The 15,209-nt window shown below is 66.3% G+C and carries 12 protein-coding genes; 4 read left to right on the plus strand and 8 right to left on the minus strand.

Going from position 1 to position 15,209, the window contains the following annotated elements; genetic code table 11:
- Window positions 1–159 precede the first annotated feature (159 nt).
- Window positions 160–3,015 (minus strand): M16 family metallopeptidase, encoded by a 2,856-nt coding sequence (locus ACYVD7_RS08705; protein ID WP_460761701.1) that lies wholly within the window; start codon window positions 3,013–3,015, stop codon window positions 160–162.
- Window positions 3,016–3,309: 294 nt separating this feature from the next.
- Window positions 3,310–4,806: a serine--tRNA ligase gene (gene serS / locus ACYVD7_RS08710; protein ID WP_460761704.1), complete on the minus strand. Its 1,497-nt coding sequence runs from the start codon at window positions 4,804–4,806 to the stop codon at window positions 3,310–3,312.
- 123 nt (window positions 4,807–4,929) lie between these two features.
- On the opposite strand from serS, the gene ACYVD7_RS08715 reads away from it, so the two are divergent.
- Entirely contained in the window at window positions 4,930–5,562 is a 633-nt protein-coding gene (locus tag ACYVD7_RS08715) for an energy transducer TonB (RefSeq protein WP_460761706.1), read from the plus strand.
- Between the two features lie 336 nt (window positions 5,563–5,898).
- Here the strand turns inward: ACYVD7_RS08715 and aroA are convergent, their stop codons facing one another.
- The 4 genes from aroA to serC form a co-directional block, all read right to left on the minus strand.
- The gene (gene aroA / locus ACYVD7_RS08720; RefSeq protein ID WP_460761707.1) at window positions 5,899–7,215 is read right to left on the minus strand and encodes a 3-phosphoshikimate 1-carboxyvinyltransferase; all 1,317 of its coding nucleotides are present in this window, start codon (window positions 7,213–7,215) and stop codon (window positions 5,899–5,901) included.
- Between the two features lie 73 nt (window positions 7,216–7,288).
- A complete protein-coding gene (hisC, locus tag ACYVD7_RS08725; protein WP_460761710.1) occupies window positions 7,289–8,443 on the minus strand; it encodes a histidinol-phosphate transaminase in 1,155 nt (384 codons plus the stop codon).
- Window positions 8,440–9,651 (minus strand): prephenate dehydratase, encoded by a 1,212-nt coding sequence (gene pheA / locus ACYVD7_RS08730; RefSeq protein WP_460761713.1) that lies wholly within the window; start codon window positions 9,649–9,651, stop codon window positions 8,440–8,442. The genes hisC and pheA overlap by 4 nt, the downstream gene beginning before the upstream one ends.
- Window positions 9,651–10,736, minus strand: coding sequence for a 3-phosphoserine/phosphohydroxythreonine transaminase (serC, locus tag ACYVD7_RS08735; RefSeq protein WP_460761716.1), 1,086 nt, complete (start codon window positions 10,734–10,736; stop codon window positions 9,651–9,653). Before serC ends, pheA begins: the two co-directional genes overlap by 1 nt.
- 218 nt (window positions 10,737–10,954) lie before the next feature.
- On the opposite strand from serC, the gene msrP reads away from it, so the two are divergent.
- Entirely contained in the window at window positions 10,955–11,920 is a 966-nt protein-coding gene (gene msrP, locus ACYVD7_RS08740; protein ID WP_460761719.1) for a protein-methionine-sulfoxide reductase catalytic subunit MsrP, read from the plus strand.
- 251 nt (window positions 11,921–12,171) lie between these two features.
- Window positions 12,172–12,849 (plus strand): protein-methionine-sulfoxide reductase heme-binding subunit MsrQ, encoded by a 678-nt coding sequence (locus tag ACYVD7_RS08745; RefSeq protein ID WP_460761722.1) that lies wholly within the window; start codon window positions 12,172–12,174, stop codon window positions 12,847–12,849.
- A 43-nt stretch (window positions 12,850–12,892) separates the two neighbouring features.
- Here the strand turns inward: ACYVD7_RS08745 and ACYVD7_RS08750 are convergent, their stop codons facing one another.
- Window positions 12,893–13,699, minus strand: coding sequence for an FHA domain-containing protein (locus ACYVD7_RS08750; RefSeq protein WP_460761724.1), 807 nt, complete (start codon window positions 13,697–13,699; stop codon window positions 12,893–12,895).
- A gap of 100 nt (window positions 13,700–13,799) precedes the next feature.
- On the opposite strand from ACYVD7_RS08750, the gene ACYVD7_RS08755 reads away from it, so the two are divergent.
- Complete coding sequence (locus tag ACYVD7_RS08755) at window positions 13,800–14,075, plus strand: polyhydroxyalkanoic acid system family protein (RefSeq protein WP_460761727.1); 276 nt, start codon at window positions 13,800–13,802, stop codon at window positions 14,073–14,075.
- Between the two features lie 323 nt (window positions 14,076–14,398).
- Here ACYVD7_RS08755 and ACYVD7_RS08760 read toward each other — a convergent pair whose 3' ends face one another.
- Window positions 14,399–15,127 carry an FFLEELY motif protein gene (locus ACYVD7_RS08760; protein ID WP_460761729.1) on the minus strand — a complete coding sequence of 243 codons (729 nt, stop codon included), beginning with the start codon at window positions 15,125–15,127 and terminating at the stop codon, window positions 14,399–14,401.
- Window positions 15,128–15,209: the final 82 nt, after the last annotated feature.

The following is a 15,209-nucleotide window of genomic DNA, read 5'->3' on the forward strand; positions in this document are numbered from 1 at the left end:
TCGTCATCCCCGCGAAGGCGGGGATCCAGTGACTTTAGTCGCTGACAGTAAAGGGCGCTGGATTCCCGCCTTCGCGGGAATGACAACCAGTAGTTTTCCGAGGCTCGACCAAAGCCGGCATGCGGGTCTCTCCTTGCCAACTGTCGTTGCAGCCGACGCCTACTTCAACGTCGCCGAATCCAGGTCCAGCGTGTCGGCCTTGATCACCTCGAGGTCCGGGTGCTTGGCCTTCAGCGCTTCGAGGAACTCCTTGCCATCGCCGGCCACGACCACGTTCGCGGTTTCCGGCGAGAACAGGCGCTTGGCCACGGCCTGCACCTGCGCCGGCGTCACCGCTTCGACATCGGCAACGTAGTCGTTGAGGCTGGCCAGCGGCAGGTCGTTCAACGCGCGATCGACCAGCTCGCCCGCCAATCCGTCGTTGGTCTCGGTGGCGCGGCCGAAACCGCCGATCAGCACCGCCTTGCGCGCGGTCATTTCGGCCTCGCTCGTCGGCTCGGCGCCCAGGCGCTTGAGTTCGCCCAGGGTGAGATCGACCACTTCCGGCGCGGAGACATTCTTGGTCTGGGTCGAGGTGATCGCCGGACCTGCACCGACGCGCGTGGACACGTCACTGCGCGCGCCGTAGGACAGGCCGCGCTTGATGCGGATTTCCTGGTTGAGACGGGAGGAATAGCCGCCGCCCAGGATGCTGTCGGCCACGATCGCCGCGAAATAATCCGGATCCTTGCGGGTGATGCCGCGCTGCGCGGTCACCACGGCCGCCTGCCCGGAATCGGCACGATCGACCACGACCACGCGCGCTTTCGCGCCGACGGCCGCATCGATGGCACCGGCGGACGCCGCCATGCTGACCGGATTGGTCCAGCTGCCCAGTTGCTCACGCGCGAGCGCGAAGCCGGCATCTGGCGAGATGTCGCCGGTCAGCACCAGCACGGCGTTGTCCGGGTGCCACCAGTTTTCGTGGAGCGTCTTCAACGTTGCCGAATCGATGGTCGCCAGCGATTTCGGCGTGCCACCCTGCATGCGGCCGTACGCGGCATCGCCATAGATGACGCGGTTGGCGGCGATCGCCGCCAGCGTGCCGGGATTGCGCAGCGCCACGGTCAGGCCGTCGAGCGCCTGGCGACGCTGGCGTTCCACTTCTTCCGCGGCGAAGGTGGGCTTGGTGACCACGTCGACCAGGATCGGGAACGCCTGCGCCAACCGGTCGCTGCGCACGTTGAGGTAGACGGTGGAATCGTCCCAGTCGGCGCCGGCGTTGAGCGTCGCGCCAAGGGCTTCGATGTCCTGCGCGATCTGCGTGGCATTGCGCTTGCCCGCGCCCTGCGTGATCACGCTGGCGGTCAGCTCCGCGGCGCCGACGGCCGATTCCGGATCTTGTGCGGCGCCGGCCTTCACCAGCAATGCGGCGGAGACCAGCGGCAGCGAATGATCGGCGGCGACAATCACGCGAAGGCCGTTGTCGAGCGTGGCCTCGCTGAAGGCGGGCATCGTCGCGGACACGGGTGCGGCCGGTGCCGGGGCTTTCTCACGCTGCGCTTCCGGAGCGAGCGTGAACACATGGATGGCCGACTTCGGCACCGACAGGTCGTGCATGTCGACCGTGTCGGCCACCTTGATCGGCGTCGCCGGTGCGCCGCCGGCCTTGGCGGACTCGTCCAGGTAACGGATCGCCACGCTCTGCTTCTCGTCAAGGTACTTGCGTGCGACGCGCTGCACGTCGGCCGCGGAAACGCGCTGCAGGTCGCCCAGCAGCGTGTTCACGCGATCGGCCGAGCGGTACACGATCGCGGCGAAACCCACCGCGCTCGCCTTGCCGTCGGCGGTTTCGCGCTCGCGCAGCGAATCGGTGACCAGCTGGTTGCGGGCTTCGTCGAGTTCGGCAGCGGAGACTTCACCATCGCGCAGGCGCGCAACCTGCGCGCGCAGCGCGGCCAGGCCCGCATCGGCGGTCTTGCCGTCGGCCATGATCGCCAGCAGCGTCATCACGCCGGCGTCCTTGGACGGCTGGAAGTTGGTGCCGGCCTGCGCGGCCAACTGCTGTTCGTACACCAGCGACTGGTGTAAACGCGAGCTGTCGCCCTTCGACAGGATCGCGTCGAGCACCATCATCGCCGGCAGGTCGGCATCGGCGGCGGCGGGCGCCGGATAGGTCAGCGCAACGGCGGGCAGTGGCGTGTTGGGTTCGTACACCAGGTAGTCGCGCGCGGCAGTGCGCGCCGGCTCGACCGCGGTCACGCGCGGGACCGCGCGCTTGGGCTGCTTGATCGGCCCGAAGTACTGGTTGATCCACTTGTCCAGCTGCGCCGGATCGAAGTTGCCCGACACCACCAGCACCGCGTTGTCCGGACGGTAATAGGTGGCGTGGAAGGCACGCACGTCGTCGACGGTGGACGCGTTGAGCTCATCGATGTTGCCGATGCCCGGACGCGCGTAGGGATGCACGTCGTAGGACGTCTGCGGCACGTACAGGCCGAACAGCTTGCCGTACGGGCGCGCCATGTAGCGCTGGCGGAATTCTTCCTTGACCACGTCGCGTTCGGACTTGAACACCGCTTCGTCGACGACGAGCGAGCCCATGCGTTCGGCTTCGGCCCACAGCAGGCGCTGCAGGTGGTTGGCGGGGATGACTTCGTAATAGAAGGTGAAGTCATCGGCCGTGGCGGCATTGTTGAAGCCGCCGACGTCCTCGGTCATGCGATCGAAGGTTTCCGACGGCATGTTGCGGGTCGATTTGAACAGCAGGTGTTCGAACAGGTGCGCGAAGCCGGAGCGGCCCTTCGGATCGTCCTTGGAACCGACGTCGTACCAGACCTCGACCGCGACGTTGGCGGTAGTGGTGTCGCGGATCGCGTACACCTTCAAGCCATTGGGGAGAGTCCGCGTGGTGTAGGCCAGCGGGGCGATCTGTTCGCTGGCGGAGGCGGACGCGGGCGTCAGGGCGTGGGCCGCCGGCGCCAGCAACGGCAGGGCCAGCGCGAGGGAAAGCGTCAACGTCGACAGGCGGGGCATCGGAAGGCTCCTGGAACGAGAAACTGGGAAGGGGGAACTGGAACTAGGGGGGGAATCAGGCTTCGCGACCCTAGCGCGCCTGCGCCGGGGGCGCCCGGCACGAAAGTCATGCGACGCGGGCCGCTGCGGCACTTACACAGCGCACCACCCGGCCCGGGGAACCTCTGAACAAGTCTTGCCCTGTCATCCCGAGCGCAGCGAGGGATCTGGTTTTCGCGGCGAACAGCAGGTCCCTCGCTGCGCTCGGGACGACATCTGACTTGTTCAGACACTCCTTGGGGCGAGAGCCGAACGTCAGGCGATGCGCTCTACGCCGCCCATGTACGGACGCAGCACGTCCGGCACGGTGATCGAACCGTCGGCGTTCTGGTAGTTCTCCATCACCGCGATCAACGCGCGACCGACGGCAACGCCCGATCCGTTGAGCGTGTGCACCAGTTCGGGCTTGCCGGTGGCCGGGTTGCGCCAGCGCGCCTGCATCCGGCGTGCCTGGAAGGCGTCGCAATTGGAGCAGGAGGAAATTTCGCGATAGGTGTCCTGCGAAGGCAGCCAGACTTCCAGGTCGAAGGTCTTGATCGCGGAGAAACCCATGTCGCCGGTGCACAGCAGCACGCGGCGATACGGCAGGCCGAGCTTTTCCAGCACGACTTCGGCGCAGCGGGTCATGCGCTCGTGCTCGGCGTGGCTTTCCTCGGGCTTGCTGATGGACACCAGTTCGACCTTCTCGAACTGGTGCTGGCGGATCATGCCGCGCGTGTCGCGGCCGTGGCTGCCGGCTTCGGCGCGGAAGCACATCGAGTGCGCGGTCATGCGCAGCGGCAGCGCGTCGGCTTCGAGGATCTCGTCGCGGACGATGTTGGTGAGCGGGACTTCGGACGTGGGGATCAGGTAGCGCGTGAGTCGCCGCCCAATCTCTACATGCAACGCATACAGAACCCCTTGGTCGCGTGCCTTCGAAACAAATTCCGGTGAAACGTGCGACCAGGCGCTAAAGCCACACTTCATCAATATTTCGTTGATCAAGCTCAGAACGGTTCGGAGATCCCCTCTATCCAACCAGTCAGAAATCTCTTGGAGATCCGCCGTCTTGACGACCAACGAGGTGGAATCAGCTCTCAGCGAGAACAGGTCCTCCTCGAACTTCGGCAACTGCCCCGTGCCGCGCATCGAATCGGCATTCACCAGCAGCGGGACATTGGTTTCCTGGTAACCGTGCCCGTCGGTGTGCAGGTCGAGCATGAACTGCGCCAGGGCACGATGCAGGCGCGCCAACTGGCCGCGCAGCACGGTGAAACGTGCGCCGCTGAGCTTGGCCGCGGTGGCGCCGTCGAGCCAGCCGTTGCGGGCGCCGAGTTCGACGTGATCCTTGACCGGAAAGTCGTCGAACTTGCGCGGCGTACCCCAGCGGTGCTGCTCGACGTTGTGCGATTCGTCGTGGCCCAGCGGGACGGACTCGTGCGGGATGTTGGGGATGCCAAGCGCGACGGCTTCGATCTGTGTGCGGATGGTTTCCAGGCGGACTTCGGAGGCCTTGAGCTCGTCGCCGAACACGGCGACTTCGGTCATCAGCGCGGCGACGTCCTCGCCCTTGGCCTTGGCCTGCCCGATCGCCTTGCTGCGCGTGTTGCGCAGGTTCTGCAGCTCCTGCGTGCGGATCTGGATCTGCTTGCGCTCAGATTCCAGCGACTCCAGCGACTCCAGCGCGGCGGCATCGAGGACGAAACCACGGGTTTCGCGCAGGCGCGCGGCGAGTTCGGCGGGGTTGTGGCGCAGCAGGTTCGGATCGAGCATGTCGGGGCGGCAAGGTGATGAAGGTCGCGATTATCGCAGCCGAGGCACTGGTTTGCCCGGCGGTTAACATCCGGATCGGCAAGATCGTCCGATTTTCGACTCCATTGGCACCCGATGACCCCCATGCCCAGCACTCCAACGCCACAACGCCCCTCCTTCGACTGGGCTGCGTGGAAGCCTTCCCGACGTGCCCTGTTGTGGGTGCTCGGCGCGTTCGCGCTGGGGCTGATCCTGTTCCTGCTGGTGTGGAAGAACAGCGGAAACAGCGACTTCTACCGCGCCGGACCGGTGGCGCCGACGGCAGCCGGCCCCGACTACGCACCCCTGCCCGCCCCAACGCCGGCAGGCAGTTCCGATTCGGCCAGCGGCATGGGCGAAGCACCGACGCCGCAAGTGGATGACGAAGGCCGCCCGCGGCTGGTCGAAACCACTCCTCCGCCCGCGCCCGCCGCACCCCCGCCGCCACCGCGACCGGCGGCGCCCACCGCCTCCACACCCGCCCAGGTGATTTCATCGCCGGCACCGCGCTATCCCGCAATGGCGTTGCGTCGCGGGGAAAGCGGCAAGGTGCTGGTCAGCGTCGAAGTGGGCCCGGATGGCGTGCCCGCAACGGTGGAAGTAGCCAAGAGCAGCGGTTCGCGCGACCTGGACCGCGCCGCGATGGAGGCCGTGCGGCGCTGGCGCTTCAGTCCGGCGATGGACGGCGAGCGCCCGGTCAGCTCGCGGGTGCAGGTGCCGATCAGTTTCGAGCGGTAGTCCGGGGCTGCGAGCCAACGCTCGATTCCCCGGACTTTCGATCAACCCCCAATTCCCGCGCATCCTGAGCGTAGCGAAGCGCCCTTCGACTTCGCGCCTGCGGCGCTACGCTCAGGGTGAGCGGTGTGACTGCTGATCAACGCGGTGTGACTGCTGATCAACTTGGATCTCCGCTCATCCTGAGCGTAGCGAAGCGAAGTCGAAGGACGCGCCTGCGGCGCTACGCTCAGGGTGAGCGGCGTGACTGCTGATCAACGCAGCGTGACTGCTGATCAACTCGGATTTCCGCTCATCCTGAGCGTAGCGTAGCGAAGTCGAAGGACGCACGCGCGACGATCACTCCTCGCGCAATCCCATCCCCGCATTCACCGCCAGCGCGACAAAGCCGGGGAACGACGTAGCCACGTTCGCAGTGTCATCGATGCGGATCTCACCGCTCGCAACCTGCGCGGCAATGGCGAAGCTCATCGCCACGCGATGGTCACCGTGGCTGTCCACGCGACCGCCACGCAGCGAACCGCCGGTGATGATCGCGCCGTCGGGTGTTTCCTCGATTGCACAGCCCAGCGCGCGCAAGCCGGTCGCCATGGTGGCGATGCGGTCGGATTCCTTCACCCGCAATTCGGCGGCGCCACGGATCACCGTGCGCCCGTGCGCGCAGGCCGCGGCGATGAACAGCACCGGGAACTCGTCGATCATGTCCGGGACGATGTGCTCCGGCACCTCGATTCCACGCAGTGGTGCGTGACGAACACGCAGGTCGGCCACCGGCTCGCCGCCCTGTTCGCGTGGGTTCTCCTCGACGATATCGGCGCCCATCGCCCGCAACGCAGTCAGCAGGCCGGTGCGGCGCGGATTCATGCCGACGGCTTCGATCCGCACTTCTGAACCGGGAATCACGCACGCGGCCACAATGAAGAACGCAGCGGAAGAGAAATCCGCCGGCACATCGACATCGGTCGCGACCAGGCGGTGGCCGCCGGACAGCCGCGCGTAGCCCGGCGAGAATTCGATCGGCCAGCCGAACGCGGACAACATGCGTTCGGTGTAGTCGCGGGTGGGATGCGGCTCGCGAACGACGGTCTCGCCCTGCGCGTACAGGCCGGCCAGGAGCAGCGCGGACTTCACCTGCGCACTCGCCATCGGCGTGGCGATGTCGATGCCCTGCAATGCGGCGCCGCCGTGGATCCGCAGCGGTGGCAGACCACCGGCTTCGGTGTCGATTCGCGCACCCATCGCCGCCAACGGTTCGGTCACGCGCCGCATCGGCCGTTTCGAGAGTGAGGCATCGCCGACCAGCGTGCTGTCGAACGCCTGTCCGGCGAGCACACCGGCCAACAGGCGCATGCCGGTGCCGGCGTTGCCGCAGTCAAGTGCCTCGGAATTCGCACGCAGGCCGTGGAGGCCGACACCATGGACGATGCGCTCGCCTTCGCTGGGGGCGTCGATGCGTACGCCGAGCTGGGCGAACACACGCGCGGTGGCGCGGGTGTCCTCACCTTCCAGGAAGCCGCGCACCTGCGTGATGCCTTCTGCCAACGCGCCCAGCATCACCGCGCGATGCGACACCGATTTGTCGCCGGGAACGCGCAGTGTTCCGTGCAGGGGGCGACCGGGTGAGGCGATCCAGCCCTTTTTTTCGCGGGAAGTCATGTGGCGTTGCGTCCGTTCAAGTTCTTCAGGAATTCTGCGGGGTCACGATCACTGATTCCGGTCACGGATCGGATCACGCGATGGGATTGGCCAGCACGCCATCCAGGACCGCGAGGAAGCGTCGGTTCTCGTCGCGGTTGCCTACCGTGATGCGCAGACAATCCGGCAGGCCGTAGCCACCCATCGGCCGCAGCACCACGCCGCAGGCGATCAGGTCGGATTCCACCTTCGCGGTGCGCTCGCCGAATTCGACCAGCACGAAGTTGGTCTGCGAGGGAAACACGCGCAAGCCACGTTCCTGCAGCGATTGCGCGAGCGATGCACGCTCCTCCGCATTGCGCTGCACCGACCACGCCAGGTGCGCGGTGTCGTCCAGCGCGGCCTCGCACGCGGCGAGCGCGGGAAGATTGACGTTGAAGCTTTCGCGCACGCGTTCCATCACCGCCACAAGTCCTGGCGCGCCAAGCAGGTAGCCGACGCGCAGGCCCGCCAAACCGTAAGCCTTGCTGAAAGTCCGGGTGACGACGAGATTCGGATGCCGCGACAACAACGGCAGTGCGCTGGCGAAATCCGGCGCGTCGGCCATCTCCGCATAGGCTTCGTCGAAAACGACGATGACCTCGGCGGGAACGCGGGCGACGAACGCTTCCAAAGCATCCCGGCCAAACCACGTACCGGTCGGGTTGTTCGGGTTGGCGACGTACACCAGCTTCGTCGCAGGGGTGATGGCGGCGAGGATCGCGTCTAGATCGTGTCCGAGCGGCATCACCGCGTGATCGCGCGGCAACGCGTCGACCACGCACGCATTCGCGCGCGCGCATTGCGTGGCCAGCGAGAACACGGCAAACCCATAGCGCGAGAACACCACGTCATCGCCCGATCCGGCGAACACCTGCGCCAGCTGCATCAGCAACTCGTGCGAACCGTTGCCGAGCAGGATCTGGTTGACCGCGACACCATGCGTGGCCGCCAGCGCGCGCTTGAGATCGGCGCCCAACGGATCGGGATAGCGATGCAGCGAATGCAGGCAATCCAGGATCGCCGCGCGCGTGGCCGGCGATGCGCCATACGGGTTTTCGTTGGAGCCCAGCTCGATCAGCAGCTCTTCGCCGAACCTGCGCCGCAACGCGACCAGGTCGTGTCCCGGGTCGTAGGCCTTCAGCCCCTGCACGCCGCGCGACGCGCGCGACGCAAACCAGACTTCGTCATGCATGACAGCAGCACTCATGCAATCGCCACCGGATAGGAACCCAGCACCTTCACTTCCTGTGCGAACTCGCTCACTTCATCCAGCGCGCGACGCATCGCGTCTTCCTGCGCGTGACCGGTGATGTCGATGAAGAACGCGTACTGCCACAGGCCGGTATGACCGGGACGCGATTCGATGCGATTCATGCTCAGGCCGTGTTTCGCGAACGGTTGCAGCACGTGGTACAGCGCGCCCGGCTGGTCCTTGATGAAAACGAGCAACGAGGTGCGATCGTTGCCCGACGGCGGAAACAGCTCGCGTCCCAGTACGAGGAAGCGCGTGGTGTTGTCCGGGCGATCCTCGATGGGGCCGGCAATCGACTTCAAGCCGTAGACATTGGCGGCGCTGACGCCGGCAATTGCCGCCGCGTCGTCGGCACTGCGGGCGCGACGGGCGGCTTCGGCGTTGCTGCCCAGGGGGATCTTTTCCGCCTTCGGCAGGTACTGGCGCAGCCATGCCTTGCACTGGGCGAAGGATTGCGGATGCGAGTAGACGCGTTCGATATCCTCGATGCGTCCACTGCGCGAAAGCAGGTGCTGGTGCACACGCAGTTCGATCTCGCCGCAGATGCGCAGCTGCGACGTCAGGAACATGTCGAGCGTGGACTGGATCGTGCCCTGCGTGGAGTTTTCCACCGGCACGACGCCGAAATCGGCATGACCGGCTTCCACTTCCTGGAACACTTCCTCGATGCTGCCCAGCGGCAGGCCGTGGATGGAGTGGCCGAAATGCTTGTATACCGCCTGCTGCGAGTGCGTGCCTTCCGGGCCGAGGAAGCCGATTTTCAGCGGTTCCTGCTGGGCGAGGCACGCGGACATGATTTCGCGGAACAGCCGCACCAGCACTTCGTCGTTGAGCGGGCCGTCGTTGCGGTCCACCACGCGGCGCAGCACCTGCGCTTCGCGCTCGGGACGGTAGTAGTCGACGGCGGCCGCGAGCTTGCCCTTGGCCTTGCCGACCTGGTGCGCCCAGTTCGCGCGCTGTTTGATGAGCGCCTGGATCTGCTGGTCGATGCCGTCGATCTCGGCGCGCACGACGGCCAGGTCGGGCTTGGCTTCGGGCGGTGCGGACGCGGCTTCGGGCTTGGCGGTGCGAGTTGCCTTCTTCACCTTGCCCCTGGATGCCTCGCCGGAACGCGAAACCGGCGACTTGCTGCCCGCCTTCCCCTTCGGAGTCCTTGCAGCCATTACCCGTGCCTCCGCTGGAAATCGCTCATGAAATCGGCCAGCGCCTGCACGCCGGCTTCGGGCATCGCGTTGTAGATCGAGGCACGCATGCCACCCAGCGCCTTGTGGCCCTTGAGCGAGATCAGCCGGGCTTCCTTGGACTCCTGCAGGAAAGCGGCATTGAGCGCTTCGTCGTGCAGGAAGAACGGCACGTTCATGCGCGAACGCACCGAGGGCGCGACTTCGTTGCGATAGAAGCCGCCGGACTGGTCGATCACGCGGTAAAGCAGCGACGACTTGCGCGCGTTGCGGCGCGCGAACTCCTCGACGCCACCTTCGTCCAGCATCCATTTCACCGTCAGGCCGAGCAGGTACCAGTTCCAGCTCGGCGGGGTGTTGAGCATCGAGCCAGCCTTGGCGTGGGACCGGTAATCGAGGATGTCGGCGCGCGGCTGGCCTTCGCGTTCCAGCAGGTCGCGGCGGACGATGACGACGCTGATGCCGACCGGCCCCAGGTTTTTCTGCGCGCCGCCGTAGATCACGCCGAATTTCGACACGTCCAGTGGTTCGGAGGCGATCGAGGAGCTGAAGTCCGCGAACAGCGGCACGTCGCCGACATCGGGAATGTCGCGGAATTCGATGCCGTGGATGGTTTCGTTGGCGGTGTAGTGCACGTAGGCGGCATCGGCGGACAGTTGCCAGGTGTCGCGTGCGGGGACATCGCGGAAACCGCCGGACTCGCTGCTCGCGGCGATATTCGCGGCAACGCCCGCGCGAGCCTGCCTGAGTGCGGTCTTGCCCCAGTGACCGGAGATGACGTAATCCGCCGACTGGCCCGGTGCGGCGAAATTGAGCGGAAACAGCGCTTGCGCCGTGGTGGCGCCGCCGGCCATGAACAGCACCGCGTAGTCCTCGGGGATGGACATCAACTGGCGAAGATCGGACTCCGCCTGCTCGGCCACCTGCATGAACTCGGGGCCACGGTGGCTCAACTCCACGATCGACGCGCCCACGCCATGCCAGTCCAGCATCTCCTCCTGCGCCTGCCGCAGGACCGTCTCGGGCAGCGTGGCGGGACCAGCGGCGAAGTTGTAGGCGCGCGACATCGGGGTTCCTTCAGGGAGGGCCCGGGCGGGTCCCGCACTGCGTCGGCAAGCGCCGATCCGCGCGACGGGCTCCGTTCCACGGGCTGAACTGGTGGGCGGAAAACGGTGAACGCGGAGTATGCCGCAGTGCAGCAGCCAAAAGAGCAAGGGTTACGCGCGCAACTTTTCGCCCACTTATCGCCTCTGGTCATATAGTCCCAATGAACCCGGAGCTGGCCATGTCCCTGCGTGATGCCTTGCGGATTGCTTCCGCCCAGATCACCGATGAAGCCGTCTACCACGACCGCCGCAGGTTGCTGGCGGCACTGGGCGCCATGCCGGCGCTGGCGCTGTCGGGCTGCAGCGAGGCCGCCCCGCCACCGTCGACCGTCGTGATTACGCCCGAACAGGCAAAGTCGGGTTTCCGCACCGACGAAACTCTCACGCGTTACGAGGACGTCACCACCTACAACAACTTCTACGAGTTCGGCACCAACAAGGACGATCCGTCGAAGGCGGCGCGCACGCTGCGCGTGAAGCCCTGGAGCGTGGCCGTAGGCGGGCATTGCGCCAAACCGGGCGTGCTGTCGCTGGACGACCTGCTGAAGGGATTCACGCCCGAAGAGCGCATCTACCGCCTGCGCTGCGTGGAAGGCTGGTCGATGGTGATCCCGTGGCTGGGCGTCCCGTTGGCGGACGTGCTCAAGCGTTACCAACCCACGTCGAAAGCGAAGTACGTCGCCTTCACCACGCTCAAGGATTCAAAGCAGATGCCCGGCCAGGGTTACGACTCGCTCGACTGGCCGTATCGGGAGGGCCTGCGCATCGACGAGGCCATGCATCCCCTCGCCTTCCTCGTCACCGGCCTCTACGGCAAGGAATTGCCGCAGCAGAACGGCGCCCCGCTGCGGCTGGTCGTCCCGTGGAAATACGGCTTCAAGGGCATCAAGTCGATCGTCGCGATCACATTCGTGGAGCGGATGCCGCGCACGTCGTGGAATGACGCGCAGTCGAGCGAGTATGGGTTTTTCAGCAACGTCAATCCGCAGGTGGACCACCCGCGCTGGTCGCAGAAGACCGAACGCCGCATTTCCGGGACGAAGAGCAAGCTGTTTGCCGATCGCATTCCCACGCGGATGTTCAATGGCTATGCCGACCAGGTGGCGGGGCTATACGCGGGGATGAACCTGCGGCACTGGTTCTGAATCAAAGCGTCGCGATTGTCCGTAGCCTCGAGCTGTTCGGCTGCGCTTTGCCCAACGGCTCCATTGCTCGACTTCCTTTCTCCTGCGTCCCATTGATCCGTCATTCCCGCGAAGGCGGGAAGTGCTTCACAACGGCGGAGCCAGTAATCCATGGACTTCGTTTGCTTCAGCATAGACACGCTTCATGCGTAGGCAACATCCCTGGATGCCTTCGCGGGAATGACGGCCAACCCCCAAGACCCTGAGATCAGATGCCGCACTCGTCCACAGCAAAGCACCGCCCGCCCAAGCGCCCCACCTCGCCACGAATCCTCGTCGCCAAGACACTGCTTCACCTGCTCGCGCTGACGCCGGCCGCCATCCTGGCCTGGCAGGTCCGGCTGGAGTTCCTGACCGGCAGTGGCGGCCTCGGCGCGGACCCGGTCGCGGCGATCGAGCATCGGCTCGGGATCTGGGCACTCCGCCTGCTGATGGTCACGCTGGCGATCACGCCCCTGCGGCAGCTCACCGGACAGGCGGTGCTGGTGCGCTTCCGGCGCATGCTCGGGCTGTACGTGTTCTTCTACGCGACGTTGCATTTCAGCGCGTACCTGGTGCTCGACCTGCGCGGCTACTGGACGCAGATCTTCGCGGAGATCGCCAAGCGGCCGTACATCACTGTGGGCTTCACTGCGTGGTTGCTGCTGATTCCGCTGGCGGTGACTTCGACCCAGGCGGCGATCCGGCGCCTGGGCCGCAACTGGGCGCGACTGCACAAGCTCGTCTACGCCGTCGGCGTGCTGGCGGTCCTGCACTTCTGGTGGCTGGTGAAATCCGACATCCGCGAACCCGCGCTGTATGCCGGCATCCTTGCGGTGCTGCTGGGCTGGCGCCTGGTGCGGCACCTGCGCGAAAAGCGGGCGGTTCTGCACCGCTCCGCCACAACCTAGGTATTGCCCCGACGCTATCCGCGCAGGGTTCCTGTCTGCCCGGTCAGCGCGCGCCGTACAACAGCAGCAGGCTGAGCGCGCCCGCCAGCAGCAGCGCGGCCAGCAGCAGCCACGGCATGCGCCGCACGCTGGAGGCAGGCTTTACGGCCTGTGGCGCGGCGACGACTTCCTCGGCTTCGTCGTTCGGATCGCCGCCGGTTGCGACTTCGCCCTGGGCACCGCGGCGCGGCGCTTCCACCACGAAGCGGTGCGAATCGAATACCACCTGGTCACCCGGTCGCAGCAAGGCGTTGCGGACCGGCCAGCCGTTGACCAGGCTGCCGTCGTGCGAACCGACATCGCGCAGGACCACGCCCTCGCGATGCGGCTCGAGCCGTGCATGGCGATCGGCGAAGGAAGCCTCGTCGATGCGGATGTCGCTTTCGGCTACGCGACCGACCAGCCGGGGCTGGTCCAGGGTCACGCTGCGCCCGTGGTGGGCGCCGCCGACGCCGCGCAGCACGATGCGCGGATCACTGCTTTCGGGTACGTGGACCGCCAGGTCAGCCGGCGCCGACGGTGGTGTCTCGCCGGCCAGCAACCATTCGACGCCGTCGACGAAAACCGCATCGCCGGCACGCAGCAACGCCATGCGCCGCACCGGCCGACCGTTGACGTGCAGGCCGCGCGAGCCTTCGCGCACCAGCAGCCAGACGCCGCGGCGATCCACGCAGAACTGCGCGAACGCGCCGGAAATGTCGTCGACGATCGTCGGCTTGTCGGCATTGTCGCGACCAATGTTATGGACGCCCTGACCCAGTAGAAGGTCGGGCTGCTGCGAGTTGGGGAATCGAAGTCGGAGTGCGCTCACTGCGCGGGAATCTAACATGCGTGGTTTCGGCGACAAGACGGGCCGGCTTGGATGCCGTGCGCCCGAGCCCCACAATAGGCGACGCACAGGGGAGCCCTACATGCCGAGCATCGACATCCACCACGCCCATTCCATGCCGCACGCCAAGGCCCGCAAGGCCGTGCAGGAAGTCGCCGACAAGCTCGCCGACCGTTTCGGCATCGTCTACGAATGGGCCGGCGACACCCTCAACTTCAATCGATCCGGCGTCGACGGCAAGATCGCGCTGGACGCCAAGAGCCTGCGCGTGACCGCGGACCTGGGCTTCCTGATGTCCGCCTTCAAGGGACCGATCGAAGCCGAGATCAAGCGCGTGCTGGACGAGCGCTTCAGCTGAACCCGGGGAAGGCCTGAACAACTCGACTTTGTCATCCCGAGCATGGCGAGGGATCTGTTTTTCCCAGCAAAACAACAGATCCCTCGCTGCGTTCGGGATGACATCCGAATTATTCAGAGGCTCCTGAACTCCCCGGCACGCCTCGGCTGGACCTCGCCAGCCGGGACCCGCTTCGGCCGTAGCGCGTTCGGCTGATGGCTTCGGCTGGACGCTGGCTGGAGGTTCGGCTGGAATGTTCCCGCGCAATCCAGACCGCGCCAGCGGCGAGCCGCCGCCTCGCACGTCGCCGGTGACCCTGCCGATCCGTTACGCCATCGCACGGGCTACTTCATGCTCCCGCGGAAGGGATTGAGGTCGGCCGAGAACAGGCGTTCGCATACGGCGCGCTCGTCCGCTTCGATCTCGTCGATGAAGCCACGTACGTCGCCCAGCTTCCCGAACGCCCCGAAGCCGCGCTCCAGGAAACCCTGCAGTTCCGCCAGCCCCGCCGCCCTGGCCGGGCCGCGCGAGAGCTTGAGCAGCATCGCCACGCCGGGCATGCGCATCGCACCGCCCAGGCCCAGCCCGACGCTGGAAATCAGGTCGATCTGGTGCCGTCGCAGGCGCTGCAGGCCGGCCGCCCGATAAACCTGCGAATACAGCGCGGCGTCCAGCTTCCGCCGGCGCCCGGTCGGGGCAGCTTCAAGGAAATGCGCCAGTCGCAGGTCGAAGGCATGGGTCAGCAAGCCCAGCTCAATGGCATCGGCCAATGTTCCCAGGACCGCGCCCGGCAGCAGCTTCTGCATCATCGGCAGGACCCGGGCGATGTCGGCGTCGCGACGGCTGAAATCGCGGTCGTTGTAGACGTCGCTGAGGAAGAACTGTGCCGCCGGACGGCGCTGTGGGTCCCTCAGGAAGCGGTCGAAACTGGCTTCCAGGCGCTCAGCCTGCCAGCGACGCACTTCCGGCAGCCAGCGCAAGGCATTGCGCGGCTCGCGGTCCGGGTCGTGCAGGGCCTGGTGGCGGGACAGCAGGCAGCCCAGGCGCAGGCTCAGGTCTTTGGTGCGGGACATTGGGCGGGATGATCGGGGGCGTTCCGGGATGCCGCAAGCGTCGCGGTTCTGCTCGGGGACCCTGGGCTACACTCCGGGCACT

It is taken from the genome of Lysobacter fragariae (assembly GCF_054779775.1).

Excerpts from the sequence above, each read along its gene's own strand:
- ACYVD7_RS08745 (WP_460761722.1), top strand. The coding sequence starts at position 12,172 with ATGCCGCACTCGTCCACAGCAAAGCACCGCCCGCCCAAGCGCCCCACC.
- ACYVD7_RS08705 (WP_460761701.1), bottom strand. The coding sequence starts at position 3,015 with ATGCCCCGCCTGTCGACGTTGACGCTTTCCCTCGCGCTGGCCCTGCCG.
- hisC (WP_460761710.1), bottom strand. The coding sequence starts at position 8,443 with ATGAGTGCTGCTGTCATGCATGACGAAGTCTGGTTTGCGTCGCGCGCG.
- msrP (WP_460761719.1), top strand. The coding sequence starts at position 10,955 with ATGTCCCTGCGTGATGCCTTGCGGATTGCTTCCGCCCAGATCACCGAT.
- ACYVD7_RS08755 (WP_460761727.1), top strand. The coding sequence starts at position 13,800 with ATGCCGAGCATCGACATCCACCACGCCCATTCCATGCCGCACGCCAAG.
- aroA (WP_460761707.1), bottom strand. The coding sequence starts at position 7,215 with ATGACTTCCCGCGAAAAAAAGGGCTGGATCGCCTCACCCGGTCGCCCC.
- serC (WP_460761716.1), bottom strand. The coding sequence starts at position 10,736 with ATGTCGCGCGCCTACAACTTCGCCGCTGGTCCCGCCACGCTGCCCGAG.
- ACYVD7_RS08715 (WP_460761706.1), top strand. The coding sequence starts at position 4,930 with ATGCCCAGCACTCCAACGCCACAACGCCCCTCCTTCGACTGGGCTGCG.
- serS (WP_460761704.1), bottom strand. The coding sequence starts at position 4,806 with ATGCTCGATCCGAACCTGCTGCGCCACAACCCCGCCGAACTCGCCGCG.
- pheA (WP_460761713.1), bottom strand. The coding sequence starts at position 9,651 with ATGGCTGCAAGGACTCCGAAGGGGAAGGCGGGCAGCAAGTCGCCGGTT.
- ACYVD7_RS08760 (WP_460761729.1), bottom strand. The coding sequence starts at position 15,127 with ATGTCCCGCACCAAAGACCTGAGCCTGCGCCTGGGCTGCCTGCTGTCC.